The sequence below is a fragment of the Bradyrhizobium paxllaeri genome, assembly GCF_001693515.2.
In the GTDB taxonomy this organism is placed as follows: domain Bacteria; phylum Pseudomonadota; class Alphaproteobacteria; order Rhizobiales; family Xanthobacteraceae; genus Bradyrhizobium; species Bradyrhizobium paxllaeri.
Window position 1 is genome coordinate 1,937,810 of sequence record NZ_CP042968.1, and the last position, 15,021, is coordinate 1,952,830.

The following is a 15,021-nucleotide window of genomic DNA, read 5'->3' on the forward strand; positions in this document are numbered from 1 at the left end:
TTATCGCCGTCCTCTTGCGCCGAGGGTCAAATGGGTCACCGTCGCTGCGAGATTGACCCCGATCGCGCGCTCGGTGGAAAGCGGCTGCAGGACGACGCTTCGGCGGGATCCGCCGATCAGGACGTTGGTGCCGAAGCCTGGACCCAGAGCAACATTGCCGCTGGCCCCCACATAGCTCCCGCGCATGGTGCCGGGACCAATCCGCGAGTTCTTGGCAAAGACGGCCCAGGATAGAACGCCACTTCCGGTGACGCCGAGGTCAAGACCGACACGCCTTATCCGTCCCGCGTAGATGTAGCGGTGCGACGAACCTCGCCGGTAGAATACGCAACGCAGCGATTGCGTCGATCCAACGAGGAATCCGATCCTCGGGCTGCTGGAACACAACAGCCGGCCGGCCCTGAACATTTCGCCTTGCGCAGGCGTTGCGGCGACGGAAATCAAAGCGGACACGCATAGGGCGCAAAGCAACCGTATCGTCTGCATCTTTAGGCCTCGACTTGATCTTTGCTGTTGTCAGGTGCGGCCACACGGCCATAGCCAAGCCAGAAGGTCATGCCGATCCCGACCACGAATACGGCCGCGAGAAGGAAGAAGACCATCGACTGCTTTAGCCAGGAGAGCGCCGGAACTGCGGCACCCATGGCGATGCCGAGGAAGCAGATCTGCGGGGACAAAAGGCTGAGGCCGGCGAGGAAGGTGCCGAGCGCCAGAAGTGTCAGAAGCACCAGGCTGGTAGCCGGCGTAGGGAGCAGTTGTTGAACGCCGGAAACAAGCATCATGTTCATCGTAACCAGGACGGCCACCCAATGAAGCGCCTGGGTCCAGATCAACCGAAACTGAGCCTGCTTGCTGTCGAGCTCGGGCCATTTGGTGACGACGCAGACCACGGCGATGGCAAGTGCCAGGAACTCCCAATAGCCGACAAGCGGCTGATGCGAGATATTGGTATAGGCGACGCCCGTGATGGCGAGCACCAGTGCGACGACAAAGGGTAACCGCTGCCAGGGGAAATTGGCTCTTCCAGAGTCGGCGGAGGGAAGCGCAGCTTCGCTCTGCTGCGTGTCAGTCTCGCTCATGGGATCGCTCAAGTGACTTGAACGGGTTGGGCTCGTCGCACCGACCAACAGTCCGGCAAGCGGTTCAATTAGCTGACGGCCGTGCTGCAGGCGCCACGGTGCGAACCCGCCTGCTGCCGTAATGTGGATGCCGTCCGCCGTGGTGGCGCCAATATCGATGCTTGCGCGGGGTCACATTTGTATTTGCTTTTGCGCTCTTTGGCGCAGCCGCAGCCTGATCAGTCGATTGCGCCAGGGACAGGCTTGACGGCGCCGCAATGGCGGTAGCTAAGCCTACGATCAGGACGCTGAATACAAGTCGGATATTCATGCTCGCCTCCATATCGGTTAGTCGCGAAACCGGCCATGGCATGGATACGCGAGGCTCAAGTGCCTCGTGTATCGCGTATGGCCTGAGCGACTTTCGTTGCCTGCGACACGCGACCGATCCTCGCGCCCGTGACGATCTTTCGTCGGCGTGTGCTCGAGCGCGACGCCATGCCTTCATTGGAAGTCAATCCGGCGGAGGGATAGGAAATGAAGTTCGCGGCTCGACGCAGCGCGAGCGCCTTTCGAGCCGCTTCGACATGGGTGGTCCGAGCTGTCAGGTTGTGAAGACGCCTGAGCTCCCTGTTGAGCCGTTTCAGCGCGGCGGCAAAGACCTGCTTGCGTTGCGACGGACGCTCGGCGATTCCGGGGAAGTTCGCGCCGCGGGCCGCGCCTTTGCCGCGCATCTCTCGCCGCTTTTGTCGGCCGAGCGTTCGCTCCTTGTCGTGCATCTTGCGCAGGCGGGAGCGCAGATCCGCAAGATCAGTCGGCTCCACATCGTAGATGGCGGGATGATGCGTGAGGCGGATTGTCTCGTATTCCTCGTGATTGAGGAGGCTGCGTTCGAGCTTGCATGGGACCGACATTCTGCTTCTCCATTGAATCTGTCGAAGCTCGCATGACAAGAAAGATCCTGGTCCAGCGTTGCGCGCCCGCGCAGTATCGGCTAGCCGCACTGCGGACAGCGCAGGAACAAACTTTTTGGCCGGCTCAGATTTTTGGGTCGGCCCAGATACAGGCTCAATGCTCGGCGCCAGAGCGCCAGGCTTCCTGTAGTAACTGCTCCATGGATAAGCTACCGCTCCAAGCCAGCATTGGCAACCTGGGGTTTTTGATGCAATTGAATCGATCGTTGGAATAGCACGGCGCGGTTCGTTCCCGCGAGCCGAACCCTCCCGCATCGGCCAGGGCTCTCCCACCGATTTTGCCACTTTCAACGGATGGCTCTTGCACGGGAACAATGCACTGCCACAAATTCGGTGCTATTGAATCACTTCCCACTGCTTCGTCTACGGAATGCATCATCATCCTGGCTCCCACGATCCCGTTCTTGTCGCGCTGTCGGTCCTGATCGCCGCGCTCTCTTCCTACACGGCGCTGGATCTCGCGACTCGCATGCGGGCTGCTTCCGGCCTCGCCAGCCTGGCCTGGCTCGGGGCTGCGGCAGTCGCCATGGGTGGCGGCATTTGGTCCATGCATTTCGTCGCCATGCTGGCGTTCAGCCTACCCGGCGTGGATATTTCCTACGATCCGCTCCTCACGCTGCTCTCGCTTGCCCTTCCTATTCTGGTCGCCGCTGCTGCCTTCGTCATCGTCAGCCAGCGGTCGAACGCGCTCGTCGTGTCCGGCATCGGAATGGGGCTCGCCATCTCCGGCATGCACTACACGGGCATGACCGCGATGCGGATGGCGGCTTCCATCCACTACGATCCGCTGTGGGTGGTGCTTTCAATCGCTATCGGGATCGGAGCATCCATCGTCGCGCTGTGGCTTGCCTTTCGCATGACGAGCGTGCTCGAGCGCATCGCGGCGGGCGTCGTCATGGGTCTGGCGATCTCCGGGATGCACTACGCCGCCATGCAGGGCTCCTCCTTCATTCCGATGGATGGCGTCCTTGGCCGCGCGGCATTCGGCACGGTGGGACAGGCGCCGCTCGCGTTCCTGATCGCCGGGACCACCATTGTGGTCCTCGTGATCGGGCTAGCCGTGGCTGTGCACGATCGCTCCTCGGCAGAACGTGCCGGTCGCGAAGCCGAGGCGCTCAGGCGAAGCGAGGAAAAGTTCCGCCTGCTGGTGGAAGGGGTGGCCGATCACGCCATCTTCATGCTCGACCCCGAGGGCCGGGTGGCGAACTGGAATCTCGGAGCTATCAGGCTGATCGGCTATGGCGAGGAGATCGTCGGGGCGGATTACGCCATCCTCCACACCGATGAGGACCGCGACGCCGGCGTTCCGGAGGCGGTGCTTCTGGATGCCAGGCGGGAAGGCAAGTCGGCAGGCGAAGGCTGGCGCGTCCGCAAGGACGGCAGCCGCTTCTGGGCCGAGGCGACCATACGCGTGGTGCGAAATGAGCGGGGCGAGGCCATCGGCTTTGCCAACATCGTGCGGGACGTGACGGAACGCCGCCGGGCCCAGGAAGCGCTGGAGCGCACGCGCGACGCGCTGGTGGTCTCGCAGAAGATGGAGACTGTCGGTCAGCTTACCGGTGGCGTCGCCCACGACTTCAACAACATACTCGCCGTGATCACGGGCAGCCTCGAACTCGCGAAGAAGCGTCTCCAGACGGAAGATCCGAGGATTCATCGGCTCCTCGACAACGCGATCCATGGTGCGCTCCGGGGTGCCTCGCTGACCCAGCGCATGCTTGCCTTCGCGCGCAAGCAGGACCTCAAGCCCGTTGTCGTGGATGTGCCGGAACTGGTCCGCGGAATGTCCGCGCTGCTGAAGTTTAATCCAGCGATCCGGGTCGAGACCCGTTTTCCGATCGAACTCGCGAAGGTGAAGGTCGACGCCAACCAGCTCGAGCTCGCGGTCCTCAACCTCGCCGTCAATGCGCGCGACGCGATGACGGCAAGCGGCGGGACCATCAGCATCGCCGCGCGCGAAGAGCAGGCCATCGATGGCCTCGCCGAGGGACGATACGTCGCGCTCTCGGTCAGCGACACTGGATCCGGCATGGACGAGGAAACGCTGAAGCATGCGCAGGAGCCGTTCTTTACGACCAAGGGGGTGGGCAAGGGGACCGGTCTCGGCCTCTCGATGGTGAAGGGGCTGGCCGAACAGTCCGGAGGCGTGCTGATGCTGAAGAGCCGCATCGGCGAAGGGACGACAGCCGAGATATGGCTGCCCGCCTCGCAGGACGAAAAACTGCCGGAGCCCCATGCGGTGGAACCGTCACGCACCGCGCCCCGCAGCCATCGACCCGTCTCCGTGCTGGTCGTCGACGATGACCTTCTCGTTCTCGACAGTATCGCTGCGATGCTCGACGATCTCGGCCACGCCGTGATCGAGGCGCGCTCCGGCGAAGAGGCCGTCCAGCTTTTGCGCCGAACGCCGAAGGTTGACATCGTGGTGACCGATTATGCCATGCCGGGGATGAACGGGCTGCAGCTTGCCGAGACGGTGGCCGCCGAGCATCCCGGCACGCCCGTGGTGCTCTGCACCGGATATGCCGAGCTGCCCGGCTCCGCGCAGCCGCATTTGCCGCGCATTTCGAAGCCGTTCGACCAGGCGGCGCTGGTGGCCGTCATGGAGGAAGTGATGCGCGCACGGGCAGATGCGCGCTCGGTTTTGCCCTTGCGCCCGAAGCGAGCGTAAGGACTAGTGGACCTCATCGCGTCTGTGCGAGCCATCGTCATTCGGCCGGCATCAGCTCGGCGCCACCTTCGGTCGCCGGCTTCTTCTTGCCGAACAGCCAGGTCTGCAGCCGGTCGAGATAAATATAGACCACGGGCGTCGTATAGAGCGTGAGCATCTGCGACACGGCAAGTCCGCCGACGATGGCGTAGCCCAGCGGCTGGCGGATCTCGGAGCCTGCGCCGGTGCCGAGCATCATCGGAACGCCACTGAGCATGGCTGCCATCGTGGTCATGAGAATGGGGCGGAAACGCATGATGCAGGCGCGATAGATCGCGTCCTCCGCCGACAATCCCTCCTGCTGGCCGACATGCAGGGCGAAGTCGACCAGCATGATGCCGTTCTTCTTGACGATGCCGATCAGGAGAATGATGCCGACGATCGCGATCACGCTGAGATCGAGATGGACCGCCATCAATAGCAGCAACGCGCCGAGCCCCGCCGACGGCAGCGTCGAGATGATCGTGATGGGGTGGATCAGGCTCTCATACAGGATGCCGAGGATCAGATAGATCACGAACAGCGCGGCCACGATCAGGATCGGCGTGGTCGACAGCGAATCCCCGAACGCCTGCGCGTTGCCCTGGAAGCTCGTCTGCAGCGACAGCGGCTTGCCGAGCTGGTGCTCGATATTCTGGATGGCGCTGGTCGCTTCGCCGATCGCCGTGCCCGGCAACAGGTTGAAGGAGATCGTCACCGACGGAAACTGGCCCTGGTGGTTGATCACGAGCGGGGCGACCTTGACCACACTGTCGACCAGCGTCGATAGCGGCACTTCCTGTCCAGTGGAGGATTTCACGTAGATTCCGGTCAGCGCCTCCGGCGAGTACTGGAATTTCGGATTGACCTCCATGATCACGTGGTACTGGTTCAGGGCCGTGTACATGGTCGAGACGATGCGCTGGCCAAAGGCGTCGTCGAGCGTGTTGTCGATGGTGAAGGGCAGGATGCCGTAGCTCGAGGCCACCTCGCGCTTGATGGCGATGTCGAGCAGGGGACCGGAATTGAGCTGGTCGGTCGCGACATCGGTGATGCCAGGGATCTTCTTGATCCTGTCGAGGAACAGCGCCGCCCAGTGATTCAACTCGCCCGGATCGGCATCGCCCAGCGTGTACTGGTACTGGGTTTTCGAGACCCGGCCACCGATGGTGATGTCCTGCGCGGCCTGCATATAGAGCGTGATGCCCTGGATCTTGGCCAAATTGGTCCGCAACCGGGCAAGCACCGTTTCCATGCTGTCGCGCTGCTTGTAGGGCTTGAGCGCAATGTAGATGCGGCCGTTGTTGATCGTGGTGTTGCCGCCGCCGGCGCCGATCGCCGAGCCGACGGATGCGACGGCCGGATCGCGCGTAATGGCATTGAGCAGGGCCTGCTGGCGTTCGGCCATCGCAGAATAGGAAATATCCTGCGCCGCTTCGGACAGGCCGATGATCAGCCCGGTATCCTGCTGCGGAAAGAACCCCTTGGGAATGACGACGTAGAGATAGCCGGTCAGGGCGATGGTCGCAAACATCGTCAGCAGCGTGATGAAGCGGTGACGAAGCACGACCTTGAGTCCGGCCTCGTAGATTCCAAGCAGGCGATTGAAGCCGCCTTCAAGGATGCGGAACAGCCGCCCGTGTGTCCTGTTCTCCGGCTTGAGCAGCCGCGCGCACATCATCGGGGTCAAGGTCAGCGAGATCAGGAGCGACAGCACCAGCGCCACGCTGACGGTGACGGCGAATTCGCGGAACAGGAGCCCGACATATCCGCCCATCAGGAACAGCGGAATGAACACGGCGATCAGCGACAGCGTGATCGACATGATGGTGAAGCCGATCTCGCCGGCGCCCTTCAGCGCCGCCTCGAACGCCGTGGCGCCCTCCATGTGACGCACGATGTTCTCGATCACGACCACGGCGTCGTCGACCACGAAGCCCACGGCGATCGACAGCGCCATCAGCGACAGATTGTCGAGGCTGTAGCCGAGCTCATAGAGGACGGCCAGGGTGCCGATCAGCGACAGTGGAACGGTGACCGCCGGGATGACCGTCGCCCAGAAGTTTCTCAGGAAAACGAAGATCACCATCACGACAAGCGCGACCGTCAGCAGCAGCGTGAACTGAACGTCGTGGATCGAGGCGCGAACCGTGTCGGTGCGGTCAGAGATGACATTGACCTTTATCGCGGGCGGGATCGAGGCCTGCAGCACCGGCATCTCTGCCTTGATCCGCTCGACGGTATCGATGACGTTGGCGCCGGGCTGGCGCTGGATCGCCATAATGATCGCGCGCCGGTTGTTGTACCAGCCGGCGATCAGGTCGTTTTCCGGCGCGCTGATGGCGCGGCCGACGTCACGGATGCGGACCGGTGAGCCGTTTCGGTAAGCAATCACGAGATTGGCGTAATCGTCCGCGTTCAGCAGTTGGTCGTTGGTGTTCAGCGTAAAGGTCTGGTTCGGGCTGTTGAGGGTGCCTTTCGGCAGGTCGACGTTGGCCTGACCGAGCGCCGTGCGGACGTCCTCGAGATTGATGCCGCGCGCGGCAAGCGCCTGCGGATCGAGCTGCACCCGAACGGCGGGCTTCTGCTGACCGCCGAGGCCGACAAGGCCGACGCCCGGTATCTGCGAAATCTTCTGCAGCAGGATGTTTTCCGCATAGGCGTCCACCGTGGTCAGCGGCAGGCTGTCCGAGGTCAGGCCGAGCACGAGGATCGGCGTATCGGCCGGATTGACCTTGCGGATCGTCGGCGGATAGGGAATGCCGGGTGGCAGGAACGGAGACGCGGCATTAATCGCCGACAGCGTATCGCTGACCGTTCCGTCGATCTGGCGGTTCAGATCGAACTGCAGCGTGATCTGGGTGTAGCCGAGCGCGCTCGCCGACGTCATCTGGGTGAGGCCTGGAATCTGCCCGAACTGGAGTTCGAGCGGCGTCGCCACCGATGCCGCCATGGTCTGCGGATCGGCGCCCGGCAGCTGCGCGGTGACCTGAAGCGTCGGATAGTTGACGTTCGGCAAGGCCGCGACCGGCAACAGCGGGTAGGCGACGAGGCCGCCGACCAACAGGCCGACCATCAGGAGCGCGGTCGCGATCGGGCGCTGAATGAACGGAGCGGAAATGTTCATGGGATCACCGCCTGTTGTGCTTGCTGCGTTGCCGCTTCCTCGGCCGCATCGCCGTGCAGGATCGTGACATGCGTGCCCGGCTGCAGCCGGTATTGTCCGTCGACCACGACCTGCTCGCCGGCCTTCAGGCCGGAATCGATCAGCGCTTCACCGTCGGTGATCTGCGCGACCTTGAGCGGCCGCATCGCCACGGTGTCGTCCGGCCGGATGACATAGGCATAGGCGCCGTTCGGCCCCTGCTGCACGACGTTGGCGGGAACGGTCAGGCCGTTGTGCCGGGTCGTGACAAGCAGCCGCGCGTTCACGAGCTCGCCGGGCCACAGCGTGCGCGACTTGTTGGGAAAGTTGGCCTTGAGCTGGATCGAGCCGGTGGTCTGCAGGATCTCGTTGTTGACCAGCGCCAGTTTGCCCTCGCCGAGCTGGAGCGAATTGCTCTGGTCATAGGCCAGGACGGGCAGCGGCGTCTTGCTGGTCTTGCTGGCCTGCTGCTGCCGCTGGATCTGCGGGAGCACGCCTTCAGGCAGGGTGAAGATCAGCGAGATCGGATCGAGCTGCGTCACCACGACGAGGCCGTTGGTCGTCGTCGGGCTGATGATGTTGCCGACGTCGATCTGGCGAATGCCGACCACGCCGTCGATCGGCGAGGTCAGCCGCGTGTAGCTGAGCTGCACCTTGGCCGCCTCGATCAGCGCCTGGTCGGTCTTGATCGCGGCCTCCAGCTGGCCGACCTGGGCCTTCTGGGTCTCGATCAGTTGCGGCGTGGCCCAGCCTTTGTCGCCAAGCTGGTTGTAACGCGCGAGATTGGCGCGGGCATTGGTGAGCTGGGCCTGGTCTCGCTCCAGATTGCCTTCGAACTGGTCGATCTGGGCCTGATAGGGGCGCGGATCGATTTGCGCGAGCAGGTCGCCGGCATGAACCGTCTGTCCTTCGGTGAAGTTGATGCTGATGAGCTGGCCCTGGATCTGGGCCCGCACGACATCGGTGTTGTAGGCGATCACGGTGCCGACGCCGTTCTGGTAGATCGGCACGTCATGCTGCGCGACCACGCCGGCCACGACTGGAACCGGAGGAGGCGGCGCGGCCGCGACAGCGGCTCTGAACGCATGGGCGTGCGTGAAGTAGAGAAGGCCGCCTGCGGCAACGGCGCCGAACAGGATGGCAGATATTGCGACATTCTTTTTCATGGCTGCTTCTCGCGCGCGGGTTTTGGGTCAGTGGAACGTCGTGGTGCCGGCGGACAGGCCCGGTACCGTTGTCGGCACCCCCGTGATGTCAGGGATTCCCGAGACATCGGTGGGCGCGGCGACGGCTGTGGTGTTCGGAGCCGGCAGCGCGAGGGTAGGCACCGTCGGGACTGTGGCGATGGCGCTGACGGTGGGCGCGACGGCCATGGTCGGCACCACAGCGGCGGAGCTGACGCCGAGATTGGCAATCTCGGTCGAGCCCATCGGAATGCCGGTTCGCGGTATCCCGCCCGGCGTCGTCGGAGTTGTCGGCGTTGATGACGCGGCCAGGTTGCCCGAGCCGGCGCCGCACATGGCTGAGGTGCCGGACGTGTCGATCAGGGCCGATGTCGGCGGGATGCCCGATGACGGCAAGGTGGACATCGTGCTCTGCGGCGTAACCGTTCCGACTGCCACGCCGCCACCATCGAAGGTCGCTGCCGATCCGAACATCGTCGACGGGGCGGTGCCGATGGTCGAGCATGCGGTGCTGCCGATTGTGCCGGTCGACGCGATCGGCATGGGACTTACGCCGGGCGAGGCGATTTCCGTCGCGCCAAACGGGATGCCGGTGCGGCCGACCGCGCTCGGCACCATGCCGAGCGGAGAAGTCGACGCGAGCGAAGGCGTCGGCATCACCGCCGCCTGCTGGGCAAAGGCCTGGCCGCACAGCAAGGCCGTGGCTGCCGTGATCATCAGGAAATGATTCATGTTGCTCTCCGGTGCCGTTCGATCGGCACGACAAAAGCGTGGCGCAAAGTGTCGGGTTATGGGGAAGCCGGTCCGGAGGACGCCAGGAAGACCGGAAAAACGTCCTCCGAACCGACGCCCGCGCGCGGGGGCCTGCGCGGCGGGTTCAGCTGCAGCTCAGCGGCAAGGGGCTGTAGGGATGCAGGACGTACCAGTCGTAGCAATCGGGATAGCCGTAATAGTAGCCGTAGCCTGGTCCGTATCGGTCGAAGCGATGGAAGGCGTGCTGGCGGAGCCCGAGGCCGTGCGCGCCGATGTGACCGACGCTGCCGATGTGGCCATCGCCGAGGCCACCCAGATGTTCGCCGCCCATACCGCCAAAATGGGCGCCGCCACCAAAGCCTCCAATGTGACCGCCGCCGCCAAAGCCGCCGCCCATATGGCCGCCGCCACCGAAGCCTCCGCCGCCAAAACCTCCGCCATGACCGCCGCCGCCACCGCCACCGCGGGCCTCAGCCGCACCGGTCACCAGGCTCGAAGCAAGCAGAGCTGTTGCCAGTATCGTGATCATCCGTTTCATCGTGACACTCCTTTCAGTCAGATTGTTCGGCGTCGCGACGCGCGAACTCTGGCGAGCCGTGCGGACGAAACGTCGGATGAGTGACAGGTAGGTGCGATGCACAAGGCATCCATTAAATTCGGCGTTAGACACGTTCACGAACCGGAGCGACGCCGCGGGCTTCAAAGGTGGACGGCGTCAAAGGCGAAGATCTTGGCGCACAGCAAAGAAAACGGGCCGGCGGGGGAAATCCCGCCAGCCCGTTATCGGTCGTCACATCGCAGCGCGCGGATCAGTAGCCCGTGTTGGGCTCACAAGGCGGCACGGTCCACGGTTGAGTGGCATAGGCACCGACATCAGGTGCGCGGACGCAGCTATCGCCCGAACGCATGACGGACGCCATATTCGCATTGTCGTTGGTTACGACATGCCGCGAGGTGTGTGTGGCGGCCAGCGCCGGAGTGGCAAGGGTGGCTGCGGCGAGTAACGCAGCCGACAGAAGTTTTACGTTGCGCATTGGGTGGTCTCCATAGGGTGAGGGAAGCCAGGCTGGCTTCTGCCTGTGACGTGCGGCTCGTGCGCCGTCGTCCAAAGGAATATCGCTTCACGTGCTTTCAACTCGGCGTGAAGGCGATGCGGGGCCCGGTTCTGCCAAAAATCGCGTCGGCCAGCTCGGGCGATGCGGGCCCGCCGGTTCATTAAATTGCTATTTATTGGCGCGACGCGCCGGCGAGGGCTAACTGTCTTGGGCGGGCCCGCTGCGCTCGTACCGAGGCGGCGGAATGGCCGCCGGGCGGATGGCGCCTGGCCCGATCCCGGAAGGGATGGCGGCGCTGTCTGGCTCCCTGAATCGTGCGGCGCGTGGACGTCGCCATTGCCACCTGACGGCGAGAGGGTATCTTGATGGCAAATCGGACCGATCAGATGACGAAGGTTCTTCTCATAGAGGATGACGACGAGACGGCTGGCGAAATCACCGCCGAGCTCGCCGATCGCGGTTTCGACGTCGAATGGTCATCCGACGGATTGGACGGTCTAGCCAAGGCGCGCGACTTGCGGCCGGATGCCATGATCGTCGACCGCCTGCTGCCCGGAATGGATGGTCTCACGGTCATCGAATCCCTGCGGAAGGATCAGGTGCGCACGCCGGTCCTGGTGCTGAGTGCGCTTGGCGCGGTCGATGACCGCGTGCGCGGATTGCGGATGGGGGGCGACGACTACCTGACCAAGCCGTTTGCGATCGTCGAACTGGTCGCACGAATAGAGGCGTTGCTGCGTCGTCCGCCGGAAACGCGCGAGACCAAACTGCGTGTCGGCCAGCTCGAGCTCGACCTGATCGAGCGCACGGCAAAGCGCGGCGAGCGCAAGATCGACCTGTTGCCGCGCGAGTTTCGCCTGCTCGAATACATGATGCGGCGGAGCGACCAGCTCTTGACGCGGGCGATGCTGCTCGAGGAGGTCTGGAACTACAAATTCGTTCCCGCCACCAACCTGGTCGACGTGCATATGGGCCGCGTGCGGCACAAGGTCGATGGTCCGGGCGACGCGCCGATGATCAACAATGTCCGCGGCGCGGGGTTCATTCTGCGCGCCGTGTCCTGATCGGCCCTGACGACCGTGCCGGGCGCCCGCGCCGTCGGGACCGGCGAGGCAACCGGACGGCAGGATCGGAAGCGTTCGTTGCAGTTCATCCGCTCGAAGACGTTTCACTGGACCGCGGCGCTGGCGGGCCTGTTCGCAATCTTCGTCATAGTACTGTCCGGATTCATCTACTTCAGGATCGACGATTACCTGATCGCGCGTTCCGACCGCATGATCACGACGCAGGCCGGCTTCTTTGCCGGACTGCCACGTGAACGCATGATCAGTGCGCTGGACGATCATCTCGAGCAGGATTCGCGCGGCGTCCAGTTCTCCGGCGTGTTCGACGCCAAGGGTGATCGGCTGGCCGGCAACGTCGCGGCCCTGCCGGACGGACTCGCTATCGGCGCATCGGCGCGGAGCGTGCCGCTGGTACGTCTCGATAGCAGGGAGACCGGCGTAACATCGGTTAGAACCGTCGCGCGGCGCCTTGATAACGGCGACATATTGGTGATCGGGCGAAACGTCGATGAAACCGCTGAGGTCTTCCGGGTCGTCGGAGCCGCGCTCGGGCTCGGCCTGTTGCCGGCATTCTGTCTGTGGTTGCTGGCCGGCGCCTGGCTGAGCGCGCGGGCCAGCAGGCGGGTCGAGGAGGTCAATCTGCGGGTCCAGCGCATCATCGCAGGAGATCTGCGCGAGCGGCTGCCGCACCGGAGCGTCGACGAACCGTTCTCGCGGCTCGCCGCCATCGTCAACGGCATGCTCGACGAGCTGGAAACCACGATCAACGCGCTGGCCGGCGTCGGCAACGACATCGCCCACGACCTGCGAACGCCGCTGACGCGCGCGCGCCTGACGCTCGAGCGCGGCCGTACCAACGCGACCACCCTGGAGCAGCTCCAGCAGGCCACCGACAAGGCCATCGCCGGCATTGACCAGTCGCTGTCGATCGTCACGGCGCTGCTGCGGCTCGCCGAGATCGAGAACAGCCGCCGGTCATCCGCATTCGGCGACGTTGCACTCGGCGAGATGCTGCGCGAAGTCTGCGACATGTATGAGCCGATTGCCGAAGACAAGCAGGTTGCGCTCAGCGTCAACATATCGGCCGCGCTTTCCGTGCGCGGCGACCGGGATTTGTTGCTGGAGGCAGTCGCGAACCTCGTCGACAACGCCATCAAGTTTACGCCCCGGAACGGAAGCGTCGAGCTTGAACTTAAGCGCGGCGAAGGGGAAACCATTCTGCGGGTGAGGGATACGGGTCCGGGGATCAGCGAGCATGAACACGAAGCCGTGCTGCGGCGGTTCTATCGCTCGGACAAGATCCGCAACACGCCCGGTGTCGGCCTCGGCCTCAACCTGGTTTCGGCGATCGTAAAGCTGCACGGATTTCGCCTGATCATCCACGCCGGCCCGGGAGGCCGGGTGGAGATCGTTTGCCCCGATGAGCAAGGCGGTCGGACATAGGATCGCTGCCGGGTACCCTCACCCATGACGGCGGCCGTCATGCTCGGCGCGGGCTGCGTGGTGGACGCGCCGATGCTGCCAGACGGTGGGGCCGGTCATGCCGCTGTCTCTTTCGTTATAGGCCTGCACCGAAGGCGGTTGCCCTTCCAACCTGTAGGCCGGCGTGGGCGCCCCGCCATTCAGCACATCCAGATTCGGGTAATAGAACGCAAATGCACCCGGCTCCTGGATGGCTTCCTGCGCGAGGGCTGGTGCTGCCGCCAGCATCGACAGCAATCCTGCGACGGCGATTGTCTTGATCGAGGTCATTGTCTTTCTCCATGTCGTTGACGCAGCAAGCGCGGCCGCACGCCGCAACGGGCGCCGTCTTCCGAACGCGAACTGCTTGCTTGAAGCTGCATCGCTTAGCGGATGCATGTGGAGATGTAGGGCGGGCGCGACGTCGTCCCACTAAATTGCGCTTTACAAAGCTCAACTGATCTTGTGCGGGGAGGTGGCCGCTTCGAACTCGCGTGAGCACGCAGAAGGCTCACCGATCGATGCTTTGCGATATCGTCTACGACACGATCGCGCGATCCTGAGAGCAGAATCGAAGGCTTCGCGGACGCTAACAGCGAATTTAGATTCCTCAATTCCAATTTAATGGCTGCGTTGCGGTGCTTCTCATAGGGTTTCGGGTGCCGGACTTGATGGATTGGAGCCACCCATGAACGCCCACAGCACGACGTTGATGTCAGACCAGCGGGAGATGTTGACCGCAGACAGATCGCGAGATCTCGTCGATGAATACGCATCTCTCATCAAGCGATACATTCTGCTTGAACCGGCGCGCGAGCAGCAGCTTGCCCGACGCTGGCAGGAGTATCGCGACCGCGCGGCTACTGACGTGCTCGTCACCAGTCATCTCCGGCTCGCCGCGAAGGTCGCTCGCCGCTACCAGAGATACGATCTTCCGTTGGCCGATCTGATCGGGGAGGCCAATCTCGGCCTCGTCATTGCGGCCTCGCATTTCGAGCCCGGCCGTGGTGCGCGGTTTTCCAGCTATGCGCTGTGGTGGATCAAGGCTGCCATCCACGATTACATTCTGCGGTCGCGGTCGCTGGTCAAGATCGGGACGACGGCCGCCCAGCGAAAGCTGTTCTTCGGCCTGAGGCGTGCCATGCGCAAGTGCGGAGGCGATAGAGAAGGGCTCACGCAGGAGGTGGCCGAGGCCGTCGCGCGCGAGCTCGCTGTCCCCGTTCGCGAAGTGATCGAGATGCACAGCCGCCTGACCGGAGACCTCTCGCTGAATGTGCCGATCGGCGACGATGGACCGGCCGAATGGGAGGCGATGCTGGTCGATCAGTCGCCGGACGCCGAGGCAATCGTCACCGATCAGGATGAAAGCGCGCAACGGACCAAGGCGCTCCATTCGGCGCTCGATGTGCTGAACGGGCGGGAACGTCGCGTATTCGAAGCCCGCAGGATGAGCGAGAATCCGCCGAGCCTGGAGGATCTCGGGCGCGAGCTGTCGATCTCCGGCGAGCGCGTCCGGCAGATCGAAACGCTGGCCTTCGAAAAGGTCAGGCGCGCGGCGACAAGGAATTTGAGAGCCGCCTCCCTGCCGCCGAGCAGGATGGCGGCGTGAAGGGAAGGAAGCGAGCGACAGCGTTCGTG

The 15,021-nt window shown here is 63.8% G+C and carries 13 protein-coding genes; 5 read left to right on the forward strand and 8 right to left on the reverse strand.

What is annotated here, in order from left to right; all coding sequences use genetic code 11:
• From LMTR21_RS09220 to LMTR21_RS09235, 3 genes are all read right to left on the reverse strand, one after another.
• Positions 1-453, reverse strand: a complete 453-nt coding sequence (locus LMTR21_RS09220) for a DUF992 domain-containing protein (protein ID WP_347339169.1) — start codon at positions 451-453, stop codon at positions 1-3.
• Positions 454-488: 35 nt separating this feature from the next.
• Complete coding sequence (locus LMTR21_RS09225) at positions 489-1,079, reverse strand: hypothetical protein (protein WP_065751269.1); 591 nt, start codon at positions 1,077-1,079, stop codon at positions 489-491.
• A 365-nt stretch (positions 1,080-1,444) separates the two neighbouring features.
• Entirely contained in the window at positions 1,445-1,972 is a 528-nt protein-coding gene (locus LMTR21_RS09235; protein ID WP_065751268.1) for a hypothetical protein, read from the reverse strand.
• Between the two features lie 430 nt (positions 1,973-2,402).
• Here LMTR21_RS09235 and LMTR21_RS09240 point away from each other — a divergent pair, with 430 nt between their 5' ends.
• A complete protein-coding gene (locus LMTR21_RS09240) occupies positions 2,403-4,703 on the forward strand; it encodes an MHYT domain-containing protein (protein ID WP_065751266.1) in 2,301 nt (766 codons plus the stop codon).
• A 37-nt stretch (positions 4,704-4,740) separates the two neighbouring features.
• Here the strand turns inward: LMTR21_RS09240 and LMTR21_RS09245 are convergent, their stop codons facing one another.
• Together LMTR21_RS09245 and LMTR21_RS09250 are read right to left on the reverse strand one after the other, a co-directional pair.
• A complete protein-coding gene (locus tag LMTR21_RS09245; RefSeq protein WP_065751265.1) occupies positions 4,741-7,848 on the reverse strand; it encodes an efflux RND transporter permease subunit in 3,108 nt (1,035 codons plus the stop codon).
• Complete coding sequence (locus tag LMTR21_RS09250) at positions 7,845-9,032, reverse strand: efflux RND transporter periplasmic adaptor subunit (RefSeq protein ID WP_065751264.1); 1,188 nt, start codon at positions 9,030-9,032, stop codon at positions 7,845-7,847. The genes LMTR21_RS09245 and LMTR21_RS09250 overlap by 4 nt, the downstream gene beginning before the upstream one ends.
• On the opposite strand from LMTR21_RS09250, the gene LMTR21_RS09255 reads away from it, so the two are divergent.
• Positions 9,031-9,777 carry a hypothetical protein gene (locus tag LMTR21_RS09255; RefSeq protein ID WP_141688149.1) on the forward strand — a complete coding sequence of 249 codons (747 nt, stop codon included), beginning with the start codon at positions 9,031-9,033 and terminating at the stop codon, positions 9,775-9,777. The two genes, LMTR21_RS09250 and LMTR21_RS09255, sit on opposite strands and share 2 nt — an antisense overlap.
• Positions 9,778-9,927: 150 nt before the next feature.
• Here the strand turns inward: LMTR21_RS09255 and LMTR21_RS09260 are convergent, their stop codons facing one another.
• Entirely contained in the window at positions 9,928-10,341 is a 414-nt protein-coding gene (locus LMTR21_RS09260) for a hypothetical protein (protein WP_141688148.1), read from the reverse strand.
• Positions 10,342-10,612: 271 nt separating this feature from the next.
• Positions 10,613-10,837, reverse strand: a complete 225-nt coding sequence (locus LMTR21_RS09265; protein ID WP_084030458.1) for a hypothetical protein — start codon at positions 10,835-10,837, stop codon at positions 10,613-10,615.
• A gap of 407 nt (positions 10,838-11,244) precedes the next feature.
• On the opposite strand from LMTR21_RS09265, the gene LMTR21_RS09270 reads away from it, so the two are divergent.
• The gene (locus LMTR21_RS09270; RefSeq protein WP_065751314.1) at positions 11,245-11,922 is read left to right on the forward strand and encodes a response regulator transcription factor; all 678 of its coding nucleotides are present in this window, start codon (positions 11,245-11,247) and stop codon (positions 11,920-11,922) included.
• A gap of 78 nt (positions 11,923-12,000) precedes the next feature.
• Positions 12,001-13,365, forward strand: a complete 1,365-nt coding sequence (locus LMTR21_RS09275) for a sensor histidine kinase (protein WP_065751313.1) — start codon at positions 12,001-12,003, stop codon at positions 13,363-13,365.
• A gap of 18 nt (positions 13,366-13,383) precedes the next feature.
• Here LMTR21_RS09275 and LMTR21_RS09280 read toward each other — a convergent pair whose 3' ends face one another.
• The gene (locus tag LMTR21_RS09280; RefSeq protein ID WP_065751260.1) at positions 13,384-13,674 is read right to left on the reverse strand and encodes a hypothetical protein; all 291 of its coding nucleotides are present in this window, start codon (positions 13,672-13,674) and stop codon (positions 13,384-13,386) included.
• Positions 13,675-14,071: 397 nt separating this feature from the next.
• Between LMTR21_RS09280 and LMTR21_RS09285 the strand changes: the two genes are divergently transcribed.
• Positions 14,072-14,992 (forward strand): RNA polymerase factor sigma-32, encoded by a 921-nt coding sequence (locus tag LMTR21_RS09285; RefSeq protein ID WP_141688147.1) that lies wholly within the window; start codon positions 14,072-14,074, stop codon positions 14,990-14,992.
• Positions 14,993-15,021: the final 29 nt, after the last annotated feature.

Bases quoted from the DNA above. Each gene is read 5' to 3' on its own strand.
- LMTR21_RS09235 (WP_065751268.1), bottom strand. From the start codon at position 1,972: ATGTCGGTCCCATGCAAGCTCGAACGCAGCCTCCTCAATCACGAGGAA.
- LMTR21_RS09225 (WP_065751269.1), bottom strand. From the start codon at position 1,079: ATGAGCGAGACTGACACGCAGCAGAGCGAAGCTGCGCTTCCCTCCGCC.
- LMTR21_RS09270 (WP_065751314.1), top strand. From the start codon at position 11,245: ATGACGAAGGTTCTTCTCATAGAGGATGACGACGAGACGGCTGGCGAA.
- LMTR21_RS09245 (WP_065751265.1), bottom strand. From the start codon at position 7,848: ATGAACATTTCCGCTCCGTTCATTCAGCGCCCGATCGCGACCGCGCTC.
- LMTR21_RS09255 (WP_141688149.1), top strand. From the start codon at position 9,031: ATGGCTGCTTCTCGCGCGCGGGTTTTGGGTCAGTGGAACGTCGTGGTG.
- LMTR21_RS09240 (WP_065751266.1), top strand. From the start codon at position 2,403: ATGCATCATCATCCTGGCTCCCACGATCCCGTTCTTGTCGCGCTGTCG.
- LMTR21_RS09265 (WP_084030458.1), bottom strand. From the start codon at position 10,837: ATGCGCAACGTAAAACTTCTGTCGGCTGCGTTACTCGCCGCAGCCACC.
- LMTR21_RS09280 (WP_065751260.1), bottom strand. From the start codon at position 13,674: ATGACCTCGATCAAGACAATCGCCGTCGCAGGATTGCTGTCGATGCTG.
- LMTR21_RS09285 (WP_141688147.1), top strand. From the start codon at position 14,072: ATGAACGCCCACAGCACGACGTTGATGTCAGACCAGCGGGAGATGTTG.
- LMTR21_RS09250 (WP_065751264.1), bottom strand. From the start codon at position 9,032: ATGAAAAAGAATGTCGCAATATCTGCCATCCTGTTCGGCGCCGTTGCC.
- LMTR21_RS09260 (WP_141688148.1), bottom strand. From the start codon at position 10,341: ATGAAACGGATGATCACGATACTGGCAACAGCTCTGCTTGCTTCGAGC.